Source organism: Pseudomonas sp. ENNP23 (assembly GCF_001728945.1).
GTDB lineage: Bacteria > Pseudomonadota > Gammaproteobacteria > Pseudomonadales > Pseudomonadaceae > Metapseudomonas > Metapseudomonas otitidis.
Genome location: NZ_LYSP01000020.1, coordinates 1 through 23550 on the forward strand (window position 1 = coordinate 1; position 23550 = coordinate 23550).

The following is a 23550-nucleotide window of genomic DNA, read 5'->3' on the forward strand; positions in this document are numbered from 1 at the left end:
CCACACCACCAACACCCCGCCCCCCACAGCACCCAAGCCCCCTGGCCCCGTAGCCTGGGCTTCAGCCCAGGAAAGCCCACTCCCGGACTGAAGTCCGGGCTACGCCGCGAACACCATCGCCCGAACCCCTTGCCCTCGCACCTGCCCATCCCTATCCTGCGCCGGTCACGGTCAATCCCGTGGCCGGGGTTGACAGCCCGAATTAGTAGGCGAGTTGCCTTCAGCTACACCCGCAAAGCCGTAAACGGCTCGGCAGGCGTAACTGACGGTAAGCAAATGGACCTTAATTGGAACTTCGCCATGCATGACGCATATACCCCCATCACCTTCCAACGCCACTGCCACCAACTGCGCGCCGTCATGATCGACAACCGCCCCTGGTTCGTCGCCCTCGACTTCGCCCTGATGATCGCCGCGACCCGGCCCTACCGCCTGACCAAACGCCTCTATCCCCACCAATTCCGCTTCGCCTTTCTGCGCTACAGCACAGGGCGCTGCGAAGAGGTGGAACTGATCAGCGAAGCCGGCCTCTATCGCGCCCTCTACCGCTTCGGCCACCCCGAGCATTGCGCCCTCAGCCAATGGCTCAGCGACGAAGTGATCCCCACCCTCCACGACTACCACCGCGACCCGCAGGCCAGCCCGAGGCGCATCCTCATGACCTGGGCCAACCAGCGCATCGCCGCCCTGCATTGGCAAAGCGAAACCTGGATCGCCCGGCAGGACCTGCCGCGTTTCATGGCGGTGCATGACGACCCGCTGTTGGGGGATGGGCCGAGTTGGAGGCGGTTTTTCTAAGGTGCAGAAATGAAAAAAACGCCGCGTGGGAGTGCGGCGTTTTTAGTTGCGAAGATATCGCCATCACCCTGCCTCGCTGCCTATCAGGGCAGTTGGCGCCCCAAGGGCAACCCGACCATCTCCACCAGTTGCAGCCACAGCGCGCCCTTTCGGTAACCATCGGGAAACGGCTTGAGCACGCCATCGTGCAGGGACACGTTTTCCAGAATTACCTCGGCAATCACCAGAATGGTGTGCAAGCGTGCCTCCAGGCCCTGGACCAGTTGCTGGAGACGGTGTTTTACATTTGCTGTCAGTTACGGGTGGCAGGCCACGCGGGATTGACAAACCGGAAAAATTGGAACTGGCAGACCGCGAGGGTCTCCCCCCGCGATCTGCCGTAAAGCAGAGCAGTTGTAAAACTGCATGCGTACTGGCTGATGCATTCGCGCCGATGTTCGGGCTATCAAGCCTAACCACGGGACTTACCGTGGCCGGTGCAGGATGGTGATGAGAGGTCGGGAGGGCAAGGGAAGAAATTGGCAGTTAAAAGCCAAGTGCCTCACTACAAGGCCGGTCAAATCAGGGAACCACACGTCATTGGCAAAGTGCCGCTAGACATATTCGCTCAGACTTCGTAGCGTTCTGCTGACACACGGTAGTTCCATTTTTAAGCATAAGGAATCTGTTATGGGCGAGTGGTCAAAAAAACTTGGAGAGCGCGGAGAACATGTTGTTGAAGCTCTGCTCAACCTTATTGGGTGGAAAGCGGCACTCAAGGGGACAAGCATTGATTGCATCAAGTCAAAACTACACAGCACGACTGGTAGCCCGAGACAGACACATGGGGCGGATTTTGTCTTCAGTTGTCTATCTCCGCTTGAGGATGGCGTGCTCAAGCACATGATCATATCGTCTAAATTTTCAAGCGCTCCCTACCCCACATCGCCGGGCAGCAAATTCAAAGAGCACTTCGTTGACTTAGCAACAACGATTGAGTGTTTTAACCGCTCTACTTTGAAGAAGTCGATTAACGCCGGCTACCCCAATGCCAACTCCCAAGCGACATCTGGTGTCTTGTTCTGGCTGAGTGCGAAATCTGATGCTGAGGCAGATTTGATCAGCCAGGTTGCTGGTTCTCGCAAGCTTGATGACTTCAATTACGGGACTATTTATGTTGTCGACAATAGCCGCGCAAGCTTTTTATTCGAAACCATCACGCATGTAAGAAAAGCGTTCGGAGCTGAGAACGTGAGTTTCCTCTACCCATCCACAGGAAAGAACGTCAGCCCAATTCAAAGGTTGACTAACGGCCAGATTTTACCTCCTGAATATCTCAACAGCGGCCTCATTCCTTTCTTCGTTCAAGAGCATGGCAAGAAGCACTTGGTAATATGCTGCCAGGATAACTTTAGTGAAGAGGCCGTGAAACGTATGATCGGTTTCTCCATGTCGATCGCCCTTGAATTCCCACACAAAATCACTCTTGCATTCCCTGACTACAACTACGTCGATCATGAAGAAATCGTGAGCATTGCAAAGGTAGCAATCGCAAATAAAGAGTTCGCAGCCATAGTGAACGTAGAGTCCTACAAAGCAGACTTTAGAGGTTGAGACCGTGAGCAATCAGAATATTGATTCGATTTTGCCGCAGGGCGAAGCACTACGCACCTATCTGGTACAACCTTACATCGGCGCAAGTGATATCAAGACCGTCCTGAGAAATAGAGGCGTTTTCATCAACAGCCAGGAAAAAGAGCAGACCATTCCTGCACTTACACTCTCTCTAGTTAGGCCGAGTGAGTTCTCTCAACTCCAGCTAGCCTATACGACAAAGGAAGACAACCCGAAGATCACAACCCAAACCATAAAATGGCAAGGGGGTGATACATTGCTTGATTCTATCCCTGACTCTATTGACGCAAACAAACTCCTTGACCTGGACTTTGTTAACTTCAAAGTATTAGGCACACCAAATTTCTACCCCATTAACAAAGACCTCGACACCATTCGAATGGACTACGAACTGGAAAGAATTGATCGATCTAAAAGCTGGGCGGATTCACACAAAACATTCAAAGGCTCAGTAGAAATCAAGAAAAACAAGGCCAAAGACGAACTAATCCTAATCAGCACCCACACTGCCCCAGAAACAAAAATAACAAACAAGGCCATATCCAAGCATTTGGTCTCGCACTTTAAGCTTGCCAAGCAAATTAACGAAAACGAAACAGTTACAGCCATTCGCTTCTGTGACTTCACCAACGAAAATAGATTCCTTTATCTATTAGGCCTAACCCAGCACAGCAAATTAGTAGCCATCACATTCTTAGAGGTTGTGGATATTGGCATAGCTCCTGACCCCGACAACATGCTCCCCGCCGACCTGGGATGGATGAAAGAGAAGATCCGAAACTTAGACTTGAAAGGATTCAGCTTGGAACACTCGGATTTTCTGTCTAATGAATCTTATAGACCAAGCTTATTTTTGCATCGCCTAGACGCCAAATTCCGCTTCAGCACGTCCGGGTTAGATGGCACCTGTGTGATTTCTCTTGGCTTTCCTGAGTTTTCAGGAGGCCAAAACAAGGACAGCGAAATTGAACTGCGAATCAAGCAGATCGTCTTCGACAATACAGTCAAGTCATTTGACAAAAATGAGGCGAAGGAGACGATCTTAAAAGAACTGGAATCGGAGAAAATCGAGACATTCAAGACCCTCTCGATCCATAGCAAACCTAAGATACAGGAACCGCTTTCACCTCCTTAGTAAGTTCCCAAAACTGATGACCCTAGATTTTGAATACTAAAGCGCATCATAGCTTCACAGCTATTTCATTAGGAGGCTGAAGTCCGTGAGAGAATTTACCAGCACCACCTCACACATCACCACGCTCCTAGATCCAGAAAGGCACTTCTCAGAAGCCCTGACCCGGTGGAACTATTTCCCAAACCAAAAAGACTCTTCCACTGAACTCCCTCCCTGCTTTTCAACTAGCCGCTTTACTCCTGAGATTGCTGAGGAGCTATCTAACATAAGATTGAGTGAAGAGCGAAAAGCGCTCCAGTTTGATCTGGTTGAATACAAAGCGACTAGATTTAATAACGTTCCCAGAACGCTAAGCCTAATTCACCCGCTTGCTTACTCAAAAATACTAGCCACTCTGAGATCAAACAGAGAGGAAATATTTAAACTCATGAAGGATGACAATAGCGCCATCACTGCCGAGCGGCATAACGATGGCCGAATTTTCATCATGAACTATGAAGACCATGAGACCAAAACAAAGAGAGTTTTAGACGTCAGCTTTGGAGCAGCCTTCAAAGCCCATACCGATATCGCAAACTGCTTTGGCTCCATTTATACGCACTCACTAGAATGGGCAATCCAGGGATATGACGAGGCCAAGAAAAAGCTGCAAGAAAGGACTGCACAGAGGCACTGGAGCTCTACATTAGACACTGCACTTAGAAATGCAAAACGCAAAGAGACCACAGGTCTTCCCATTGGTCCCGGCACCTCTAGCATTGCCGTGGAAATTATCCTTGCCGCAGTTGACAAGAAATTAGCCGCTAATTTTCGCTTTACCCGATACATAGACGACTACACAGCATATTGCGAGACGCACATCGAGGCCCAGGAATTCATCCGAGCCCTTAATATTGAATTATCTCAGTATCGATTAACGCTCAACCTGAGCAAAACCAAGATCACAGAACTACCAGAGCCATTGGTAGATTCCTGGGTTACAAAATTAAACAACGCCATACCTTGGAAGATGGCGACTGACGGAACTCTATCCCTACGAACACACGATGCGATAAATTTCTTGGACTTTGCCGTTCATTTAAACAAAGCAGAACCTGATGGCAGTGTTTTAAAATTTGCCGCCGGCCTTCTTTGCAATATAGCCACAGGTGACACAGCCGCCACGATATTCCAATACATCTTAAATTTAAGCTGGCACTACCCAATTCTCTTACCGCTACTCGAGCGAGTCGATGCCACCTCCGACTACTACGAAAAAGAGGCTGTAATCAAAAAACTAAATAGCATTCTAGAAATAAACGCAAAACATCGACGCTCTGACGGCATGTGCTGGGCACTGTATTACCTTAAGCAACTAAACGCACAACCCACCCGAAAAAATATTGAACTAGTAATAAACACAGCGGACACTTCCGCCATTGCACTAATTAGTTTCTTCGAAGCTGGAAATGAAGCAGCCATTACCTTTGCCCGGAAAGTAACTGAGCACGGAAGCCTTTATGAATTCGACCAATGCTGGCTTCTTCTATATCAACTTTTCCTCAACGGAAAAATCGGAAACCCTTATCCTGACGACCCCACATTCGACATTCTTAAGAAGCACGATGTTCAGTTCCTCTGGCGCCCCCAAGAAAGCTCCGAAGCAGAAAATTACTGCTCGTACTACTCCAATCCCTTTAGGGATTCCAAAGAGAGCCCAGTAAGCTTCCAAGACTATTTACAAGGAAAACTTTAATGACCTGCTCCACCCAAAATCCTTTAACCTCGCAGACCAAAATCACAATTCACATCGAAGTTATAGCTCTTTAGAGCAAAAGAATAAGACTCCTTAATAGAAGCGTCTTCTGTTGGCCAATTTTGTTGAAAAAGTAGCACCCACCTGAAGCCGCCGGCAAAAAATCACGCGCTCATAGCCGTGCCGGCAGACCACTTGGCTGATCTGGCCTGCGGGCTGTCAAGCAGTCAGTGGGCTGGTTTGAGGCGGCGCTCGGCGATAAGACGCTTGGTGGCGAGCAGTCAGTGGACGCTCAGAGCACAGTTCTCAGGTATGTGCACGACGATGATAGAAGTAGAGAGGGCGGCAAACGCTATAGGGGCATAACATCACACGGCACCTGCCCCCGCTGAATCGGTGCACTCACCTCGCCCCACTACTCCCTGACATAAACCCCATCAAAACTCACATTCATGCCGCCGCAATTGTTGTTGTCATCCACGATCAGGAAGCGGCCGACCCGGCTGAACTCCACAGCGCAGTCGTACTTGTCGTCACCTTCCTTGGTCATCGCGTAACGGCCTTCTGGCTTGAGGGTGCCGTCGATCTGTCCGATGTGGGTGCGGGCGCCGGTGCCCCAGGTGGCATCGCCGGTCACGTGCAGGCCATTGCCCTGCTCTTGCTGCTCGATGGTGATGGAGCTTGACGGGGTCTTCCAGGTGCCCAGCCAGTCGGTGGGCTGGGGCACGGGGTCGGTGGCCGGTGCGAGGTTCTCCAGCACGATCCAGCCCACGGTTTCGCGTTTCTTGCCCTGGTACCAGGCACAGGCCCAGTCGCCTGCGATCTTGTTGACCAGCACCTCATCGCCCTCGATGACGTAGGCCTTCTGCATGCACCCCTCCGATTCGGGGCAACCCTCGGTGTCCTTGAAGAAGTGCGTCTGGTGCTTGCCCACGACGGTGTAGAGCTGGGTGAACCTGCCCTCGGAGGGGAAGTAGCCGTTCCTGCAACTGAAAGGCTCGATGTACTCGGCGTGGCTGGGCAGGCAGATGAATGCCAGGGCGCTGGTGAGCAGTAAGGGCGTGATCTTGTGCATGACGGGCCGTTCCTTGCCACGGTGAGCGCTGCGGGGCGACGGGCCCTGCGGCGAAGAAGGGCCGGAATCTAGCGACGGGTGCGAGTGAGCGTCAACTGGCACAGCGGCACTAGGGCGAGCCGAGGGACAACGGGCGCTGTTCGGCTTCAACCCCCCAACGCCCCTGGCACACCCCTTGCTATTCCCCCTCCAGGCCCCACCGTCGGGGCCCGACGGCAACGGCGCCGCCAACGACCATCGCACTGTGCGAGGGGTCGGGGCGGCGCCTTTTCATTTCGAGGACAGGGACACCATGGATCACGCCCGCCCGACCACCCGCCGCGATGCCCTGGCCTGGGTCGCTGGCAGTGACGCACCCGAGAAGAGCGCGCTGGACATCGGCTTCATGCCGCTCACCGATTCGGCCTCGCTGATCGTCGCGGCCACCCAGGGCTTCGCCCAGCCCTACGGTCTCACCCTCAACCTGCACCGGCAGGCATCCTGGGCGGGGCTGCGCGATGGGCTCACCAGCGGCCGGCTGGATGCCGCCCAGGCGCTCTACGGGCAGGTCTACGGCAGCCATCTGGGCATCGGCAGCCCAGCCACGCCCATGGCGGTGCTCATGGCCCTGAGCCAGAACGGCCAGGGCATCAACCTGTCCGAGCCGTTGCGCCAGGCGGGTGTGACCCACGCCGAGGCACTGGTGCGCCATGTGCACCAGCACGGCGCACGGCTCACCTTCGCCCACACCTTCCCCACCGGCACCCACGCCATGTGGCTGGCCTACTGGCTCGCGGCTCATGGCATCCACCCGCTGCGCGATGTCGACACCCAGGTGGTGCCACCGTCGCAGATGGTTGCGCACCTGCAGGCCGGGCGCATCGACGGCTTCTGCGCCGGCGGGCCCTGGGGCGCGCTGGCGGTGGAGCGCGGCCAGGGTTTCACCCTGGCCACCAGCCAGTCCATCTGGCCGGACCACCCCGAGAAGGTGCTGGGCGCCACCCGGGCCTTCGTCGAGCAGTACCCCAACTGCGCCCGCGCCCTGGTGATGGCGGTGCTGGACGCCAGCCGCTTCATCGAGCAGACCCCCGAGAACCGCCGCAGCACCGCCCAGTTGATCAGCGCCGAGGCTTACGTCGGCGCGCCGCTGGAGGTGATCGAGCCGCGCTTTCTCGGCCACTACCACGACGGCCTCGGCCACCACTGGGAAGACGCCCATCCCCTGCGCTTCTTCGATGAGGGCCGCGCCACCTGCCCCTACCTCTCCGACGGCCTGTGGTTCCTCACCCAGTTCCGCCGCTGGGGGCTGCTGCGGGACGACCCGGACTACCTGGCCATCGCCCGCCAGGTGCAATGCCTGGCGCTGTACCGCGACGCCGCCGAGGCCCTCGGCATCGCCGTACCGGCGCCGATGCGCAGTGCGGTGCTGATGGATGGCGTGGCCTGGACCGGCGACGACCCGGCCAGCTACGCCCGCCGTTTCCCCGTGCACGCGCTCGCCGATGCGACCGCCCCGCTGCTCTGACCCAGGGACGACCGCCATGCTGCGCATCCTGCTGATCAACGACACCCCGAAGAAGATGGGCCGGCTCAAGGCCGCTCTGAGCGAGGCCGGTTTCGAGGTGGTGGACGAGTCCGGGCTGGACATCGACCTGCCGCGCCGGGTCGAGGCGGTGCGCCCCGACGTGGTGCTGATCGACACCGAATCCCCCGGCCGCGACGTGATGGAGCAGGTGGTGCTGGTCAGCCGCGACCGCCCGCGCCCCATCGTCATGTTCACCGACGAACACGATCCGGCGATCATGCGCCAGGCCATCCAGGCCGGTGTCAGCGCCTACGTGGTGGAGGGCATCCAGGCCCAGCGCCTGGCGCCGATCCTCGACGTCGCCATCGCCCGCTTCGAGAGCGACCAGGCCCTGCGCGCCCAGCTCAACGCCCGTGAGCAGCAACTGGCCGAGCGCAAGCGGGTGGAGCTGGCCAAGGGCCTGCTGATGAAGATGAAGCAATGCGGCGAAGAGGAGGCCTACACCCTCATGCGCCGCCAGGCCATGAGCCGGCAGCAGAAGCTCATCCAGGTGGCCGAGCAGATCATCGCCATGCACGAGATGCTCGGGCACTGAAGCCGGGCAGGCCGGGGCCGCGTGCCCCTGCTCGGGGCATCGTCCCAGCGGCATGAATCCCCCCGGCAGCCTGCCAACCGGCGTATCGCCTGCCCTGCCAACCCTTCCCCGCACTTGGCCCGGCTCTTGCTGAGCCTCCCCCAGGTAGCCAACGGCGGTTGCCCACCGAACGACAAAGGCGTCGCGTTTCCCCAGCCCACCGGCTGCGGAATCGCGGCGCCTTTTGCGTTCCAGCCCCGGCGCAGGGGCAGCGCGGCGCAGTCCGACCGCGCGTGTGACATCACCCGATCCAGCCCCGGCCATGACCGGCCGGGCGCGCCCGACCCGGTCCGGCGCGCATGTGCCGGAGGGACGCAACCGCCGTGCACTGCCGGGGGTGGTCCGTCCGGTTCCCCACTGATGCAGATGAGGAGTTCGTTCGATGACGAGTTTCTGGAAAGCGGGCCACACCCCGACCCTGTTCGCCGCCTTTCTCTATTTCGACCTGAGTTTCATGGTCTGGTACGTGCTCGGCCCCCTGGGGGTGCAGATCGCCACCGACCTGGGGCTGACCACCCAGCAGCGCGCCCTGATGGTCGCCACGCCGATCCTGGCCGGCGCCGTGCTGCGTTTCCTGATGGGCCTGCTGGCCGACCGCACCTCGCCGCGCAGTGCCGGCCTGCTGGGCCAGGTCATCGTCATCGGCGCGCTGTTCGGCGCCTGGCAGTTGGGCATCCACAGCTACGAGCAGGCGCTGCTGCTGGGGCTGTTCCTCGGCTTCGCCGGGGCCTCGTTCGCTGTTGCCTTGCCGTTGGCCTCCCAGTGGTACCCGCCACAGCACCAGGGCAAGGCCCTGGGCATCGCCGGGGCGGGCAACTCCGGCACCGTGCTGGCGGCGCTGTTCGCCCCGGGGCTGGCCGCCCTGTACGGCTGGAACAACGTGTTCGGCCTGGCGCTGGTGCCGCTGGTGCTGACCCTGGCGATCTTCGCCATCGCCGCGCGCAACGCCCCCAACCGCCCGGCCCCCAAGGCCCTCGGCGACTACCTCAAGGCCCTGGGTGACCGTGACAGCTGGTGGTTCATGTTCTTCTACAGCGTCACCTTCGGCGGCTTCCTCGGCCTGGCCAGCACCCTGCCCGGCTACTTCCACGACCAGTACGGCCTGGAGCCGGTCACCGCCGGCTACTACACCGCCGCCTGCGTGTTCGCCGGCAGCCTGATGCGCCCCATCGGCGGTGCCTTCGCCGACCGCATCGGCGGCATCCGCACCCTGCTGGTGGTCTACACCCTCGCCTCGCTGTGCATCGCCGCCGTGGGCTTCCACCTCGGCAGCGTCTTCGCCGCCCTGGCGCTGTTCGTCATCGCCATGCTCAGCCTCGGCGCCGGCAACGGCGCGGTGTTCCAGTTGGTGCCGCAACGCTTCCACAAGGAGATCGGCGTCATGACCGGGCTGATCGGCATGGCCGGCGGCATCGGCGGCTTCTGCCTCACCGCCGGGCTCGGCGCCATCAAGCAGCACACCGGTGACTACCAGTTGGGCCTGTGGCTGTTCGCCAGCCTCGGCCTGCTGGCCTGGGTCGGGCTGTACGGCGTCAAGCTGCGCTGGCGCACCACCTGGGGCAGCGCCGCCCTCACCGCAGCGCGGGTATGAGCCTGCGCCTGCGGGTCGGCCAGGCCAGCGCCACCGGCCCCCGGCGGGACAACCAGGACGCGCTGCGGGTGGTCACCCCCGGCGCGCCCCTGGCCGCCAGCAAGGGCAGCCTGTTCGCCCTCGCCGACGGCGTCAGCCAGTGCGCCGACGGTGGTCTGGCGGCCCGCGCCACCCTGCAGGCGCTGGCCCTGGACTACTACGCCACGCCGGAAACCTGGGCCGTGGCCCAGGCCCTGGACCGCCTGCTGCTGGCCCACAACCGCTGGCTGCGCGCCAACGGCGGTGGCCAGCCGCTGCTCACCACCCTCACCGCCCTGGTGCTGCGTGGGCGCCGCTTCACCCTCGCCCACGTCGGCGACTGCCGCGCCTACCGCTGGCACGAAGGCCGCCTGCAGCGCCTCACCGAAGACCACGTCTGGGATCAGCCCGGCATGCAGCATGTGCTCAAGCGCGCCCTCGGGCTGGATCAGCACCTGGTGGTGGACTACCGCGACGGCGACCTGCACGAGGGCGACGCCTTCCTGCTGGTCAGCGACGGCATCTGGGCCACCCTCGGCGACGACGGCATCCGCCACCTGCTGCAGGACGAAGCCGACCCCGAGGCCGCCGCCCGCGCGCTGGTCAGCGCCGCCCACCTGGCCGGCGGCCAGGACAACGCCAGCGCCCTGTTGGTGCAGGTCCAGCAACTGCCGGAACGGGCCCTGGCCGATGCCATGGCCGAAGTGGACGACCGCCCCCTGCCCCCCGAGCTGCGCCCCGGCCAACGGTTCGAAGGCTGGTGGGTGCAGGGCCAGGTGGCCGCCTCGCGCCAGTCATTGCTGTACCGCGTGCGCGATGCCGGTGGCCAGGACTGGCTGCTGAAGACCCTGCCCCACGAGCGCCACGACGAACCGGAAGCGGCCATCGCCCTGCTGCAGGAGGAATGGTTCCTGCGCCGGGTGGCCGGCCGTCATTTCGCCGAGGTGCACCCCCTGCCCCAGCGCCAGCACCTCTATTACGTGCAGCGCGAATACCCCGGGCGCGACCTCGGCCGGCGCCTGGCCGAGGACGGCCCGCTGCCCCTGGACGCCTGGCTGCAGGTGGCCAGCCAGTTGCTGCGGGCCCTGGGTACGCTGCACCGACGCAACGTGCTGCACCGGGACGTGAAGCCGGAGAACCTGCTGCAAGGCGAGGATGGCCAACTGCGCCTGCTGGACTTCGGCCTCGCCTACTGCCCGGGGCTGTCTGCCGAGCCGGGCGCGGGCCTGCCCGGCACCCCCGGCTACCTGCCGCCGGAAGCCTACGCCGGTGCAGCCCCTGCGCCGGGGCTGGACCTCTACGCCGCTGCCGTCACCCTGTACCGGCTGCTCACCCAGCACTTCCCCCAGGGCGAGGTGGAGGCCTTCCAGCGTCCGCGCCTGGGGCCGCCGACGCCGGCCAGCCGCTACCGGCCGGACGTCCCGCCGTGGATCGATGCCCTGCTGGACAAGGCCCTGGCCCTGGACCCGGCCCAGCGCCACGAAACCGCCGAGCACTGGCTGCTGGAACTGGAGCGCGGCGAGCGCCGCGACGACAGCCGCCCGCGCCCCCTGCTGCAACGGGCGCCGGCCGCCACCTGGCGCGCCATCGCCCTGCTGGCCCTGGCCGGCAACCTGCTGCTGGGGCTGGCCCTGCTGGCGCACCACGGCGGCGCATGACGCCCCCGGACGGCGCACGCGCCACCCCGCTTTTACCGTGCCGGGTGCCGCAACGCCGCGCCGGGCGGGCTCCGACGGGTTGGCACGCTGCCTGCTAGAGAGGTTTCGACACATTCACAGGCCCCTGCTCAACGGCGAGCGGGTGCCCTTCCCGATCGAACGGGACTTGGACAAAGGCGTCCTGCTGGCAACAGCGGGACGCCTTTTTTGTTTGCCCGGATTTTTATGCAGGAGCCTTCCGCATGAAGAAACTCAAGCTGGTGATGATCGGCAACGGCATGGCCGGAGTGCGCACCCTCGAAGAGCTGCTCAAGCTCGCCCCCGACCTCTACGACATCACCCTGTTCGGCGCCGAACCGCACCCCAACTACAACCGCATCCTGCTGTCGCCGGTGCTGGCGGGCGAACAGGCCTTCGAGGACATCGTCCTCAACGACCTCAACTGGTACGCCGAGCAGCGCATCCAGCTGCTGCTCAACCGCAAGGTGGTGGCCATCGACCGGCGCCGCCGGGTGGTCACCGCCGACGACGGCACCCAGGCCGAATACGACCGCCTGCTGATCGCCACCGGCTCCAACCCCTTCATCCTGCCGGTGCCGGGCAACCGCCTGGCGGGTGTGATCGGCTACCGCGACATCGCCGACACCCAGGCCATGATCGACGCCGCCCAGCGTCACAGCCACGCCGTGGTGATCGGCGGCGGCCTGCTCGGCCTGGAGGCGGCCAACGGCCTCAAGCAGCGCGGCATGGACGTCACCGTGGTGCACCTGGCCGACTGGCTGCTGGAACGCCAGCTCGACCGCACCGCCGGCAAGCTGCTGCAGAGCGCGCTGGCGGCGCGAGGCATCCACTTCCGCCTCGGCACCGTCACCGACGAGCTGATGGACAACGGCGAGGGCCGCGTCTGCGCCGTGCAGTTCAAGGGTGGCGAGGTGGTCCCGGCCGACCTGGTGGTGATGGCCGCCGGCATCCGCCCCAACACCGAACTGGCCGAGCGCGCGGGCCTGCCGTGCAACCGCGGCATCCTGGTCAACGACACCCTGCAGACTTACGACCCGCGCGTGTACGCCGTGGGTGAATGCGCCAACCACCGGGGCATCGCCTACGGCCTGGTGGCGCCGCTGTTCGAGCAGGCGCGGGTCTGCGCCAACCACCTGGCCATGCTCGGCTTCGCCCGCTACCAGGGCTCGGTCACCTCCACCAAGCTGAAGGTCACCGGCATCGACCTGTTCTCCGCCGGGGACTTCATGGGTGGCGACGGCACCGAGACCATCACCCTCTCCGACCCCATCGGCGGGGTCTACAAGAAGCTCGTCATCAAGGACGACGTGCTGGTGGGCGCCTGCCTCTATGGCGACACCGCCGACGGCGGCTGGTACTTCCGCCAGGTGCGCGAGGGCGCCGACATCAGCGGCATCCGCGACCACCTGATGTTCGGCGAGAGCGCCCTGGGCGACGTCGGCCACCAGGGCCAGAGCAGCGCTGCGAGCATGCCCGACAGCGCCGAGGTATGCGGCTGCAACGGCGTGTGCAAGGGCACCATAGTCAAAGCCATCCAGGCCAACGGCCTGTTCAGCGTCGACGAGGTGAAGAAGCACACCAAGGCCGCCAGCTCCTGCGGCTCCTGCGCACCGCTGGTGGAACAGATCCTCATCAGCACCGTCGGCGGCGCAGCGGATGTGAAGCCCAGGAGCGAAAAGGCCGTGTGCGGCTGCACCGAGCTGAACCACGGCCAGGTGCGCGCGGCCATCCGCGAGCAGCACCTGACCCGCCTCGCCCAGACCATGGCCGCGCTGGGCTGGAAAACCCCGGACGGCTGCGCCACCTGCCGCCCGGCGCTGAACTACTACCTGATCTCCACCTGGCCGGGCGAGGCCCGCGACGACCCGCAGTCGCGCCTGATCAACGAGCGCGCCCACGCCAACATCCAGAAGGACGGCACCTACTCGGTGGTGCCGCGCATGTGGGGCGGCGTCACCAGCGCCGCCGAGCTGCGCCGCATCGCCGACGTGGCGGACAAGTACCAGGTGCCCATGGTCAAGGTCACCGGCGGCCAGCGCATCGACCTGCTGGGCATCCGCAAGGAAGACCTGCCCGGCGTCTGGAAGGACCTGGACATGCCCTCCGGCCACGCCTACGGCAAATCCATCCGCACGGTGAAGACCTGCGTCGGCAGCGAGTTCTGCCGCTTCGGCACGCAGAACTCCACCCAGTTGGGCATCGACCTGGAGCACGACCTGTTCAACATGTGGTCGCCGCACAAGGTCAAGCTGGCCGTCTCCGGCTGCCCGCGCAATTGCGCCGAGGCCGGCATCAAGGACATCGGCATCATCGGCGTGGACTCCGGCTGGGAGCTGTACATCGGCGGCAACGGCGGAATCCGCACCGAAGTGGCGGAGTTCTTCGTCAAGCTCAAGACCGCCGACGAGGTGCGCGAATACAGCGGCGCCTTCCTCCAGCTCTACCGCGAGGAAGCCTTCTACCTCGAACGCACCGTGCACTACCTGCAACGGGTGGGCATGGCGCACATCCGCCAGGCAGTGCTGGAGGACGCCGACAACCGCCGCGCGCTCAACCAGCGCCTGCAATACGCCCTCTCCTTCGAACAGGACCCGTGGCAGGCGCGCATCGCCGAGCCGGCCCTGAAGAAGGAATTCCAACGCATCCCCGTGCAGGTGCTGGCCGACGCCTGAGGCGTCGTGCCGCCCGCCCGACCCGACCTGGAGAACGCCCCATGAACTGGCTCGACATCTGTGCCCTGGACGAGATCAACCCGCTGGGCTCGCGCATCGTCGCCGGTCCCGACGGTGACATCGCCGTGTTCCGCACCGCCAAAGACGAAGTCTTCGCCCTCGACGACCGCTGCCCGCACAAGGGCGGCCCGCTGTCCCAGGGGCTGGTCTACGGCAAGCGCGTGGCCTGCCCGCTGCACGCCTGGCACATCGAACTCGCCTCCGGCGAGGCGGTGGCCCCGGACCAGGGCTGCGCCCACCGGCACCCGGTGCGGGTGGAAGGCGGCCGTGTGCTGCTGGCCCTGCGCAGCACGGCCTGCGCCTGACCCGACGAGGACCGCCCCATGACCCGGACCACCGCCACCACCTGCTGCTACTGCGGCGTCGGCTGCGGGGTGCTGATCGAACACGACGGCGCGCGCATCCTCGGGGTCGCCGGCGACCCGGCCCACCCGGCCAATTTCGGCCGCCTGTGCAGCAAGGGCTCCAGCCTGCACCTCAGCGGTGACCCGGCGGCCCGCGCCCTGTGGCCGGAGCTGCGCCTGGCCAAGGGCCTGGCACGCAGCGCCACCGATTGGGACACCGCCCTGGAGCACGCCGCCGAGCGCTTCGCCACCACCCTCGCCGAGCACGGGCCGGACAGCGTGGCGTTCTACGTCTCCGGCCAGTTGCTGACCGAGGACTACTACGCCTTCAACAAGCTGGCCCGGGCCCTGGTGGGCACCCACAACATCGACAGCAACTCGCGGCTGTGCATGTCCTCGGCGGTAGTCGGCTACAAGCGCAGCCTGGGCGCCGACGCCCCGCCCTGCTCCTACGAGGACATCGAACAGGCCGACTGCGTGCTGATCGTCGGCAGCAACATGGCCTTCGCCCACCCGGTGCTGTTCCGGCGCCTGGAGGCAGCCAAGGCGCAGCGCCCGGAGATGAAGGTGATCGTCATCGACCCCCGGCGTACCGACACCTGCGAGCTGGCCGACCTGCACCTGGCGATCCTCCCCGGCACCGACGTGGCGCTGTTCCACGGGCTGCTGCACCTCCTGCTGTGGGAAGGCTGGGTGGACCACGGCTTCATCGCCGCGCACACCGAAGGCTTCGACGCCCTCAAGGCGCTGGTGCGCGACTACGGGCCGGCGCAGGTGGCGCAGACCTGCGGCATCGACGCGGCCGACCTGCAGCGCTGCGCCGAATGGATCGGACGCACGCCGCGCCTGCTCTCGCTGTGGTGCATGGGGCTCAACCAGTCCAGCGCCGGCAGCGCCAAGAACAGCGCGCTGATCAACCTGCACCTGGCCACCGGCCAGATCGGCCGGCCGGGCACCGGGCCCTTCTCCCTCACCGGCCAGCCCAACGCCATGGGCGGGCGCGAAACCGGCAGCCTGAGCAACCTGCTGCCCGGCCATCGGGAAGCGGGCGATGCCGGGCACCGGCAGGAGGTGGCCGCCTACTGGGGCGTGCCGGCGCTGCCGGAGGCGCCGGGGCTGGCCGCCCTGGAGCTGTTCGAAGCCGTGCGCGAGGGGCGCATCCGCGCGCTGTGGATCGTCTGCACCAACCCGGCCCAGTCCCTGCCGGACCAGGCCCAGGTGCACGAGGCCCTGGCCGCCTGCCCCTTCGTGGTGGTGCAGGAAGCCTTCGCCACCACCGAGACTTGCCGCCATGCCGACCTGCTGCTGCCCGCCGCCAGTTGGGGCGAGAAGGACGGCACTGTGACCAACTCCGAGCGGCGCATCAGCCGCGTGCGCCAGGCTGTCCCGGCGCCCGGCGAGGCGCGCCCCGACTGGGCCATCGCCTGCGACTTCGCCCGCCGCCTGGAGCGCCGCCTGCGCCCCGGCCAGCCGAGCCTGTTCGACTTCGACGGCCCGGCAGCGCTGTTCGACGAGTACAAGGGGCTGACCGCCGGCCGCGACCTCGACCTCAGCGGCCTCTCCCACGCCCTGCTGGAGCACCTCGGCCCGCAGCAATGGCCCTTTCCCGCTGGAGCCCAGGCCGGCACGCCGCGCCTGTACGGCGACCGGCGCTTCGCCACCGCCACCGGCCGCGCCCGCTTCATCGCCGAGGCCTACCGGCCGCCGGTGGAGCGCCGTGATGCGCGCTACCCGCTGGTGCTCAACACCGGGCGCCTGCGCGACCAGTGGCACGGCATGAGCCGCACCGGCACCCTGCCCCGGCTGTTCGGCCATGTGGACGGGCCGCAACTCGGCCTGCACCCGGAGGACATGCGCCGGCGCCGGCTCGTCGACGGCCAATTGGTGCGGGTGCGCAGCCGCCGGGGCGAACTGCTGCTGCCTGCCGTCACCGACGACGCGCTGCGCCCCGGCCAGGCCTTCCTGCCGATGCACTGGGGCGACCGCTTCCTTTCCGGGCTGGGCAGCAACCGCCTGACCAGCCCGGCGCGGGACCCGCTGTCGCGCCAGCCGGAACTCAAGCACGCCTGTGTGGAGGTGGAGCCGGTGGCGCTGCCCTGGCAGCTTTTCGCCCTGGTGGAGGGCGATCTGCAGGCCGCCTTCACCACCCTGCGCCCGCTCTGCGACACCTTTGCCTACGCCAGCCTGGTGCCCAGCGGCCACGAGCGCGGCGCCCTGGTGATCCGCGCCGCCCACGGCGAGGCCCCCGATCCGGCGTTGCTGCAGCGCATCGACCAGGCCCTGGGGCTGCTGGACGGCCCGGTGCTGGCCTACGACGACCCGCGCCGCGCGGTGGGCAAGCGGGTGCGCATCGAGGGCGGCCGCATCACCGCCCTGCGCCTCGCGGGCGAAACGGCCGCGCGGGACTGGCTTAAGAGCCTCTGGCAGGAAGGCCGCGCCGACCAAAGCCTGCGCCGCTGGCTGCTGGCGCCCCTGAGCACACCGCCCAGCGGCACCCCCGCCGCCGCGCGCACCCTGTGCACCTGCATGAACGTCAGCCAGCCGGCGGTGCTGGCCGGCATCGCCCGGGGGCTGGACCTGGCGGGCCTGAAGGACGAACTCGGCTGCGGCACCCGCTGCGGCTCCTGCGTACCGGAAATCAGCCGCCTGCTGGCGGCGCCACAACGGGCAAGCGCCTGAGGAGGTTGCACATGAACGGCAAGGTCTGGCTGGTGGGCGCGGGCCCCGGTGACCCCGAACTGCTGACCCTGAAGGCCGCCCGCGTACTGGGCGCGGCCGACGTGGTGATGATCGACGACCTGGTGAACCCGGCCCTGCTCGTGCACTGCCCCGGCGCACGGATGGTGCGGGTGGGCAAGCGCGGCGGCTGCCGCTCCACGCCCCAGGCCTTCATCCACCGCCTGATGCTGCGCTACGCCCGCCAGGGACGCTGCGTGGTGCGGCTCAAGGGCGGCGACCCGTGCATCTTCGGGCGCGGCGGCGAGGAAGCCGCCTGGCTGGCGGAACGCGGCGTGGACTGCGAACTGGTCAACGGCATCACCGCCGGGCTGGCCGGCGCCACCGCCTGCGGCATTCCGCTCACGCTGCGGGGCGTCAGCCGTGGCGTGACCCTGGTCACCGCCCACACCCAGGACGACAGCGAGCCGGAGTGGGCTGCCCTGGCCGCCAGCGGCACCACCCTGGTGGTGTACATGGGCGTCGCCCGGCTGGCGGCCTTGCAGGCCGGGCTGCTCGCCGGCGGCATGGCGCCAGGCATGCCGCTGGCGATGATCGAGAACGCCTCGCTCCCCGAACAGCGCGAGCGCCGCAGCACCCTGGCCACCCTGTTGCAGGACGCCAGCGCCTTCCGCCTGAGCAGCCCGGCGATCCTGGTGATCGGCGAGGTGGCGGCCGAGTCGGCGGTCAGCGCCCTGCCCCTGAGTGCCTGACAGGGCCGGTTGCGGAAGCGCCCAGCGCATCACGGTACGCGGCCATGGGCGCGCTAGAATGCCCGCCCGCTGACCGTCAAGGAGACCGTCCCGTGAAGCCCAGGAACCCCATTGCCCTCCTCGCCCTGCTCTGGGCCAGCTCACCCGCCTTCGCGCTGGACGCCCAGGTGGTCGGCGCACTGGAGAAGGCGCTGACCTGCCAGCAGGCCCCGCTGGATGCCCGCGACGACGCGGTGAAGGCGCTGTTCAAGGCCAACGGCATCGTCGCCGTGGACCACGACGAAGACGGCCTGATCGACCTGGAGTACCGCCTGCCGCAACCGGTCGAGGTGCTTGGCGTGCCGATCTCCACCCTCTGGTACCGGGGCGACAGCGGCGCGGTGTTCTACGCGCAGGCCACCGGCGACCTGACGACCTTCGTCGGCAGGACCGGCGTGCAGCCCGTGCCCAAGGACGACCTGGCCACCAGCGGCTGGGGACGCGGGCAGTACCGCAAGGAAGTCGGCCAGGCCTCCGACGACATCCCCTTCCCGGACGCCTTCTTCGTCGGCACCGACAGCGCGTCGCCGCCCGGGACGTTCTACTTCGGCTGCCAGGTGTTCGACGGCTGACCGGCGCACGCCGCCAAGCCCTGCTGGCGCTAGAATGCCCGCCCCTTTACCTGCTCAGGACACCCGCACATGGACCGTCGCCTCCATCGCCCCCTGTTCCGCGCCCTGCCCTGGCTGCTGGCGGCCGCCGCCAGCCTGGCCAACCCCGCCTGGGCCCGCGATGCACAGCCCTGTGAACCCGCATTGCTGAACGGCATCGCCCAGCAACTGGGCCAGAAAGGCTGGCATCAGCCGAGCTACGACAGCGAAGGCCCCCTGGTGGCCGCCGCCTGCAAGCGCTGGCCGGACGACGCCCGGCAGAGCGTGGTGGCCCTGGCCTACGACAGCGATGCCAGCGGTAACACACCCGGTGAACGCCTGCTGCACCTGTTGGTGGCGCGGGTGGACAGCGCCAGCGGGCGCATCCTGGAGCGCCACGAAGGCAACCTGGAGGAAGACGCCCTGCTGGAGATCAGCGCCGACAGCCTCTGGCTGGACACCGCGCGCTACCGCCTGGCCAAGGACGTGCGCGCCTTCGGCGTGGTGATCAGCAGCCAGGCCCGTGGGCCCAGTTGTCCGGACGCGGGGATGTTCGACGAGCTGACGCTGTTCGTCCCCGGCGAGGCCGCCACCCTGCGCCCGGTGTTCACCGGCTACCTGCGGGAGTGGATCACCGTGCAGGGCACCCGTTGCGTGAACAACGACCGCTTCCGCTCCGAGCACGCGCGGATGACCCTGGCCATCGGCCCGAAGAGCAGCCACGGCTTCGCCGACCTGATCCTCTCCGCCCAGGTGAGCGACGATGACGACAAGCCGCTGCGCACGGTGAAGAAGACCCTGCAGTACGACGGCAAGACCTACCCCTACTCATCCTCCGACACCTTCTGGGGCACCCTGAGCGTCGACTGAGCCTCGGCGACGCCCCTAGAAATACTTCAGCCAGGCGAGGTCGCGCCGCCACGCCTTCAACCGGGCGAAGGCGCACACCGGCGGGAACAGCGCCACCGCCAGCACTGCGCTGGCCAGCCACAGCGCCCAGACGCCGTCGAAGCCGAACAGCGTGCCCTGGTTGGCGCCGAAGATGGCCAGGCACGCCAGGTAGAACAGCTTCAGCACGTAGAGGTGCAGCAGGTAGAAGAACATCGGCGCGGCGCCGAAGGTGGCCAGCAGCGGCACCAGGCGCGCCTGGCCGATGCGCTCGAAGGCCCGCAGCAGCCACAGGCCGAGCCCCAGGGTGAGGGCCAGGAACAGCAGCGACGGCGGGTACTTGGTGATGTTGAAGAAGGCCATCAGCGTGTGGGTCAGGTCGGCGCCCGGCGCCCAGGGCCGTTCGCCGTAGCCGTTCACCAGGCGCAGCAGCACGAAGAGCAGCAGGCACGCCGCGCCGGTCACCCACAGCCGGTGCTGGCGCGCCTCCGCCTGGCTGCCCCGGCCGAACCAGGGCCCGAGGGCATAGCCCAGGGCGATCACCCCGACCCACGGCAGCACCGGGTAGGAGGTGCGCAGGCGCAGGCCCTCGCCCAGCTCGATCCAGCCCCGGTCATGCAGCACCGCCCAGGGGATGTGCGCCCAGGTGCCGGGCTCGGCATGCACGCCATCCAGCAGGTTGTGCCCGGCCACCAGCAGCAGCCCGAGGGCCACCAGCGCCGGGCGCGGCAGCCAGACCAGCGCGGAGAGCGCCAGCATGCTGAGGCCGATGGCCCAGATCACCTGCAGGTACATCACGCCGGGCGGCCACTGGAAGGTCCAGGCAAAGTTGACCAGGGTGAGCTCCAGCACCACCAGGAACAGCCCGCGCTTGAACAGGAAGGCCGACACCGCCGCGCGCCCGTCGTGCTTTTCGCCGTAGAGGTAGGCGGACAACCCGGTCAGCAGGATGAACACCGGGGCGCAGAGGTGCGCCAGGGTACGGCAGAGGAACAGCGCCGGGTCGGTGCCGGCCACGTCCATCGGGTCCCCCACCTGGTGGTGCAGGTAGAAGGTCTCGCGGACGTGGTCCAGCAACATGAAGAGGATGACGAGGCCCCGCAGGGCGTCGATGGATTGCAGGCGGGTCTGGGGCGTGTGGGGCATGGGCGGGCTCTGTTTTGAAACGTAATAAGATTACGTTTCGGCGCAATCCGTGCCAAGCGAGAAGTCGCCGCATCCACATTCCATCGCCCTTCAGCCGCCCGGCCGCTCGACGAAATAGCGCGCCGGGGTTTGCCCGAACGCCTTGCGGAACATGGCGATGAAGTTGCTCGGCGAGGCGTAGCCCAGGGCATCGGCCGCCACCGCCACCGGGTCGCCCTGGGCCAGGCGCTCCAGGGCGTGCACCAGCCGCGCCTGCTGCCGCCACTCGGCGAAGGCCATGCCGGTCTCGGCGATGAACAGGCGCCGGGCGGTGCGCGGCGACAGCCCGGCGCTTTCGGCCCAGGCCTCCAGGCTGCGGGTGTCCGCCAGGTTGGCCAGCAGCCCACGGGCGATGGGCAGCACCCGGCGGTCGGTGGGCATCGGCAGGTGCAGCGGCTCGGTGGGCGCGGCGATGATCTCGTCCAGCAGCACCTGCACCAGCCGCTCGCGCTCGGGGGTCAGCGCCTCGCGGGGGGGCCAACTGGCCGCGCGGCTGACCAGCGCGCGCATCACCTCGCCCACGCCCATCACCTGGGGATGGGCCGGCAACCGGGCGCAGGCCGAGGGCTCGATCAGCACGCTCCAGCCGGACAGCACGCCGCTCAGGCTGGCCCAGTGTGGCACCCCCGGCGGCATCCAGGCGGCGCGGTACGGCGGCAGCACCCAGGAGCCCTGGGCGGTGCGCACGTGCACCAGGCCCGTCTCGACGCAGGTGAGCTGCCCGCGCCGGTGGCGGTGCCAGTCGGTTTCCTTGTTGCCCAGGCGGAAGACGTGGTCGGGCTCGTGGCCGCCGCGCAGGGCGATGAGCAGCGGACCGCCGAGCAGGTCCGTCAGGTCGACTTCAGCGATGATGGCGGTCTCCGGAATGGCAGGTTTGCAACATAGCTTGTCCGGATACGGTTATCGGAACAAGCGCCTTCGCCCCGATCCTGATGGCGCCCCCCGGATTCCCGGCCCAACAGGAGACACCGATGAACACCCTCGCCAGCGGCCAGCGGACAGCCGCGCCCACGGCCCTGCTCAACCCCGGCGCGCCCCTCTGGCTCGCTACCCTGATCGCCTGCCTGGCCTCCTTCATGGTGGTGATGGACGGCGCCATCGTGAACGTCGCCCTCCCCGCCATGGCCCGGGACCTGGGGCTGGACGCGGGCAGTCGGCAATGGGTGGTGGACGCCTACCTGGTGGCCCTGGGCGGGTTGATGCTGCTGGCCGCGCGGCTGGCCGACCGCCTCGGCCGGCGCCGGGTGCTGCGCGCCGGCCTGGCGCTGTTCAGCCTGGCCAGCCTGGTGGGCGGCCTGGCCCAGGGCCCGGCCCTGCTGGTGGCGGCACGGGCCTTCCAGGGGGCGGGAGCGGCGGTGCTGGCCACTTCGACCCTGGCGGTGATCGTCGGCGCCCATGCGCCGGGCGCCGGCCGGGACCGCGCCATCGCCCTGTGGACCGCCTCCGGCTCGCTGGCGGCGGCCTTCGGCGTACTGCTGGGCGGCCTGCTCACGGCCTACGCCAACTGGCGCTGGGTGATGTTCGTCAACGTGCCCCTGGGCATCGGCCTGTTCGTGCTCGCCTCAGCCACCCTGGCGCCCGGCTTGCCGACGAACCCCAAGCCGCTGGACGTGGGCGGTGCGCTGACCGTCACCGGCGCCGCCAGCGCCCTGGTCTACGCCCTGGTGAGCAGCGTCGGTCTGGGCTGGGGCGCGCCAAGGGTGCTGCTGGCACTGGGTCTGGCGGCGCTGCTGGGCGTGGCCTTCCTGATCATCGAGGCGCGGGTGCGCGAGCCGCTGGTGCGCCTGGGTCTGTTCCGCCAGCGCAACGTGGCGCTGGGCAATCTGTTGCTGCTGAGCCTGGGTGCCACCCTCACCGCATCGCTGTATTTCCTGGCCCTGGCGCTGCACGAGGTGGCCGGCCTGGGCGCCCGCGACACCGGCCTCGCCATGCTGCCGACCTGCCTGGCCATCGCCAGCGCCGCCCTGGGTGCCCGCTGGCTCGCCGCACGGGGGATGCGCCACCTGCCCAGCCTCGGCGGGGTGCTGGCGGCGCTGGGCTTTCTCGGGCTGGCCTGGCTGCCGAAGGAGGTGGACCTGCTGCGCCATGTGGCGGGCCCGACCCTGCTGCTGGGCACCGGTGTCGGGCTGATGCTGGCCACGGCGGTGCACGCGGCCATCGCCGGGATCGCCCCGGCGGACACGGCGCTGGCCTCCGGCCTGCTCAACACCTCGCGGCAATTGGGCGGTGCACTGGGGATTGCGGTGTTCGTCAGCCTGGCCCACCACACCAGCGCTCAGGCGCTGGCCACCGGGCTGGATGCCGGGACGGCGACCCTGGCGGGCTACCACGCGGCCTTCGTCGCCATCGCCGGAGTCAGCCTGCTGACCGCCCTGCTCGCCCTGGGCCTGCGCCGCGCGGGCTGAGCCGGCTCAGCGTTCGCGGGACATGAACGGGTGGAAAGGAACAGCTTCTCGCCGACCCGGGTGAGGTTGGGTTCGAGCATCAGGGCTTCGAAGATCACCAGCAGGTTCAATGTCGACGCGGCGGAGGTCGTTGCGGTTCATGGGCGCATCCGGGCA

At 66.0% G+C, this 23550-nt stretch carries 20 protein-coding genes and 1 pseudogene; 16 read left to right on the forward strand and 5 right to left on the reverse strand.

Annotated features, from left to right (window positions below):
• Positions 1-300 precede the first annotated feature (300 nt).
• Positions 301-798, forward strand: coding sequence for a BRO family protein (locus A9G05_RS12915; RefSeq protein WP_069561370.1), 498 nt, complete (start codon positions 301-303; stop codon positions 796-798).
• A gap of 83 nt (positions 799-881) precedes the next feature.
• On the opposite strand, the gene A9G05_RS27660 is transcribed toward A9G05_RS12915, so the two are convergent.
• Positions 882-1037, reverse strand: a complete 156-nt coding sequence (locus A9G05_RS27660; RefSeq protein WP_165672320.1) for a hypothetical protein — start codon at positions 1035-1037, stop codon at positions 882-884.
• 430 nt (positions 1038-1467) lie between these two features.
• On the opposite strand from A9G05_RS27660, the gene A9G05_RS27245 reads away from it, so the two are divergent.
• From A9G05_RS27245 to drt4, 3 genes are all read left to right on the forward strand, one after another.
• Positions 1468-2391 carry a hypothetical protein gene (locus A9G05_RS27245; RefSeq protein WP_139131149.1) on the forward strand — a complete coding sequence of 308 codons (924 nt, stop codon included), beginning with the start codon at positions 1468-1470 and terminating at the stop codon, positions 2389-2391.
• A gap of 4 nt (positions 2392-2395) precedes the next feature.
• Positions 2396-3547: a hypothetical protein gene (locus tag A9G05_RS12925; protein WP_069561372.1), complete on the forward strand. Its 1152-nt coding sequence runs from the start codon at positions 2396-2398 to the stop codon at positions 3545-3547.
• 85 nt (positions 3548-3632) lie between these two features.
• Positions 3633-5282 (forward strand): antiviral reverse transcriptase Drt4, encoded by a 1650-nt coding sequence (gene drt4 / locus A9G05_RS26600; RefSeq protein WP_240920393.1) that lies wholly within the window; start codon positions 3633-3635, stop codon positions 5280-5282.
• 415 nt (positions 5283-5697) lie between these two features.
• On the opposite strand, the gene A9G05_RS12930 is transcribed toward drt4, so the two are convergent.
• Positions 5698-6357 (reverse strand): hypothetical protein, encoded by a 660-nt coding sequence (locus tag A9G05_RS12930; protein ID WP_083265611.1) that lies wholly within the window; start codon positions 6355-6357, stop codon positions 5698-5700.
• 292 nt (positions 6358-6649) lie between these two features.
• Here A9G05_RS12930 and A9G05_RS12935 point away from each other — a divergent pair, with 292 nt between their 5' ends.
• The 10 genes from A9G05_RS12935 to A9G05_RS12980 all read left to right on the forward strand — a co-directional run bounded on the left by A9G05_RS12935 (position 6650) and on the right by A9G05_RS12980 (position 19786).
• Positions 6650-7861 (forward strand): CmpA/NrtA family ABC transporter substrate-binding protein, encoded by a 1212-nt coding sequence (locus A9G05_RS12935; protein WP_069561373.1) that lies wholly within the window; start codon positions 6650-6652, stop codon positions 7859-7861.
• A gap of 16 nt (positions 7862-7877) precedes the next feature.
• A complete protein-coding gene (locus A9G05_RS12940) occupies positions 7878-8456 on the forward strand; it encodes an ANTAR domain-containing response regulator (RefSeq protein ID WP_069561374.1) in 579 nt (192 codons plus the stop codon).
• A 421-nt stretch (positions 8457-8877) separates the two neighbouring features.
• Entirely contained in the window at positions 8878-10086 is a 1209-nt protein-coding gene (locus A9G05_RS12945) for a nitrate/nitrite transporter (protein ID WP_069561375.1), read from the forward strand.
• Positions 10083-11762 (forward strand): bifunctional protein-serine/threonine kinase/phosphatase, encoded by a 1680-nt coding sequence (locus A9G05_RS12950; protein WP_069561376.1) that lies wholly within the window; start codon positions 10083-10085, stop codon positions 11760-11762. The genes A9G05_RS12945 and A9G05_RS12950 overlap by 4 nt, the downstream gene beginning before the upstream one ends.
• Before the next feature lie 242 nt (positions 11763-12004).
• Entirely contained in the window at positions 12005-14455 is a 2451-nt protein-coding gene (gene nirB / locus A9G05_RS12955; RefSeq protein ID WP_069561377.1) for a nitrite reductase large subunit NirB, read from the forward strand.
• Positions 14456-14496: 41 nt separating this feature from the next.
• Positions 14497-14820 (forward strand): nitrite reductase small subunit NirD, encoded by a 324-nt coding sequence (nirD, locus tag A9G05_RS12960; RefSeq protein ID WP_069561378.1) that lies wholly within the window; start codon positions 14497-14499, stop codon positions 14818-14820.
• Between the two features lie 18 nt (positions 14821-14838).
• On the forward strand, positions 14839-17538 hold the full coding sequence (locus A9G05_RS12965; protein ID WP_069561379.1) for a nitrate reductase: 2700 nt from the start codon (positions 14839-14841) through the stop codon (positions 17536-17538).
• 11 nt (positions 17539-17549) lie between these two features.
• Positions 17550-18287: a uroporphyrinogen-III C-methyltransferase gene (cobA, locus tag A9G05_RS12970; protein WP_069561380.1), complete on the forward strand. Its 738-nt coding sequence runs from the start codon at positions 17550-17552 to the stop codon at positions 18285-18287.
• Positions 18288-18379: 92 nt separating this feature from the next.
• Positions 18380-18898 (forward strand): hypothetical protein, encoded by a 519-nt coding sequence (locus A9G05_RS12975; RefSeq protein ID WP_069561381.1) that lies wholly within the window; start codon positions 18380-18382, stop codon positions 18896-18898.
• A gap of 69 nt (positions 18899-18967) precedes the next feature.
• Positions 18968-19786: a hypothetical protein gene (locus A9G05_RS12980; RefSeq protein ID WP_069561382.1), complete on the forward strand. Its 819-nt coding sequence runs from the start codon at positions 18968-18970 to the stop codon at positions 19784-19786.
• A 15-nt stretch (positions 19787-19801) separates the two neighbouring features.
• On the opposite strand, the gene A9G05_RS12985 is transcribed toward A9G05_RS12980, so the two are convergent.
• On the reverse strand, positions 19802-20950 hold the full coding sequence (locus A9G05_RS12985) for a DUF1624 domain-containing protein (RefSeq protein ID WP_069561383.1): 1149 nt from the start codon (positions 20948-20950) through the stop codon (positions 19802-19804).
• Positions 20951-21040: 90 nt separating this feature from the next.
• Positions 21041-21682, reverse strand: a complete 642-nt coding sequence (locus tag A9G05_RS12990; RefSeq protein ID WP_256548396.1) for an AraC family transcriptional regulator — start codon at positions 21680-21682, stop codon at positions 21041-21043.
• On the opposite strand from A9G05_RS12990, the gene A9G05_RS28115 reads away from it, so the two are divergent.
• The gene (locus A9G05_RS28115) at positions 21677-21874 is read left to right on the forward strand and encodes a hypothetical protein (protein WP_240919585.1); all 198 of its coding nucleotides are present in this window, start codon (positions 21677-21679) and stop codon (positions 21872-21874) included. The genes A9G05_RS12990 and A9G05_RS28115 overlap by 6 nt on opposite strands.
• Positions 21875-21960: 86 nt before the next feature.
• Positions 21961-23394: an MFS transporter gene (locus A9G05_RS12995; protein WP_069561385.1), complete on the forward strand. Its 1434-nt coding sequence runs from the start codon at positions 21961-21963 to the stop codon at positions 23392-23394.
• A gap of 38 nt (positions 23395-23432) precedes the next feature.
• Here A9G05_RS12995 and A9G05_RS28120 read toward each other — a convergent pair.
• Positions 23433-23535: pseudogene (locus tag A9G05_RS28120) on the reverse strand (LysR family transcriptional regulator); the annotation flags it as partial.
• Positions 23536-23550: the final 15 nt, after the last annotated feature.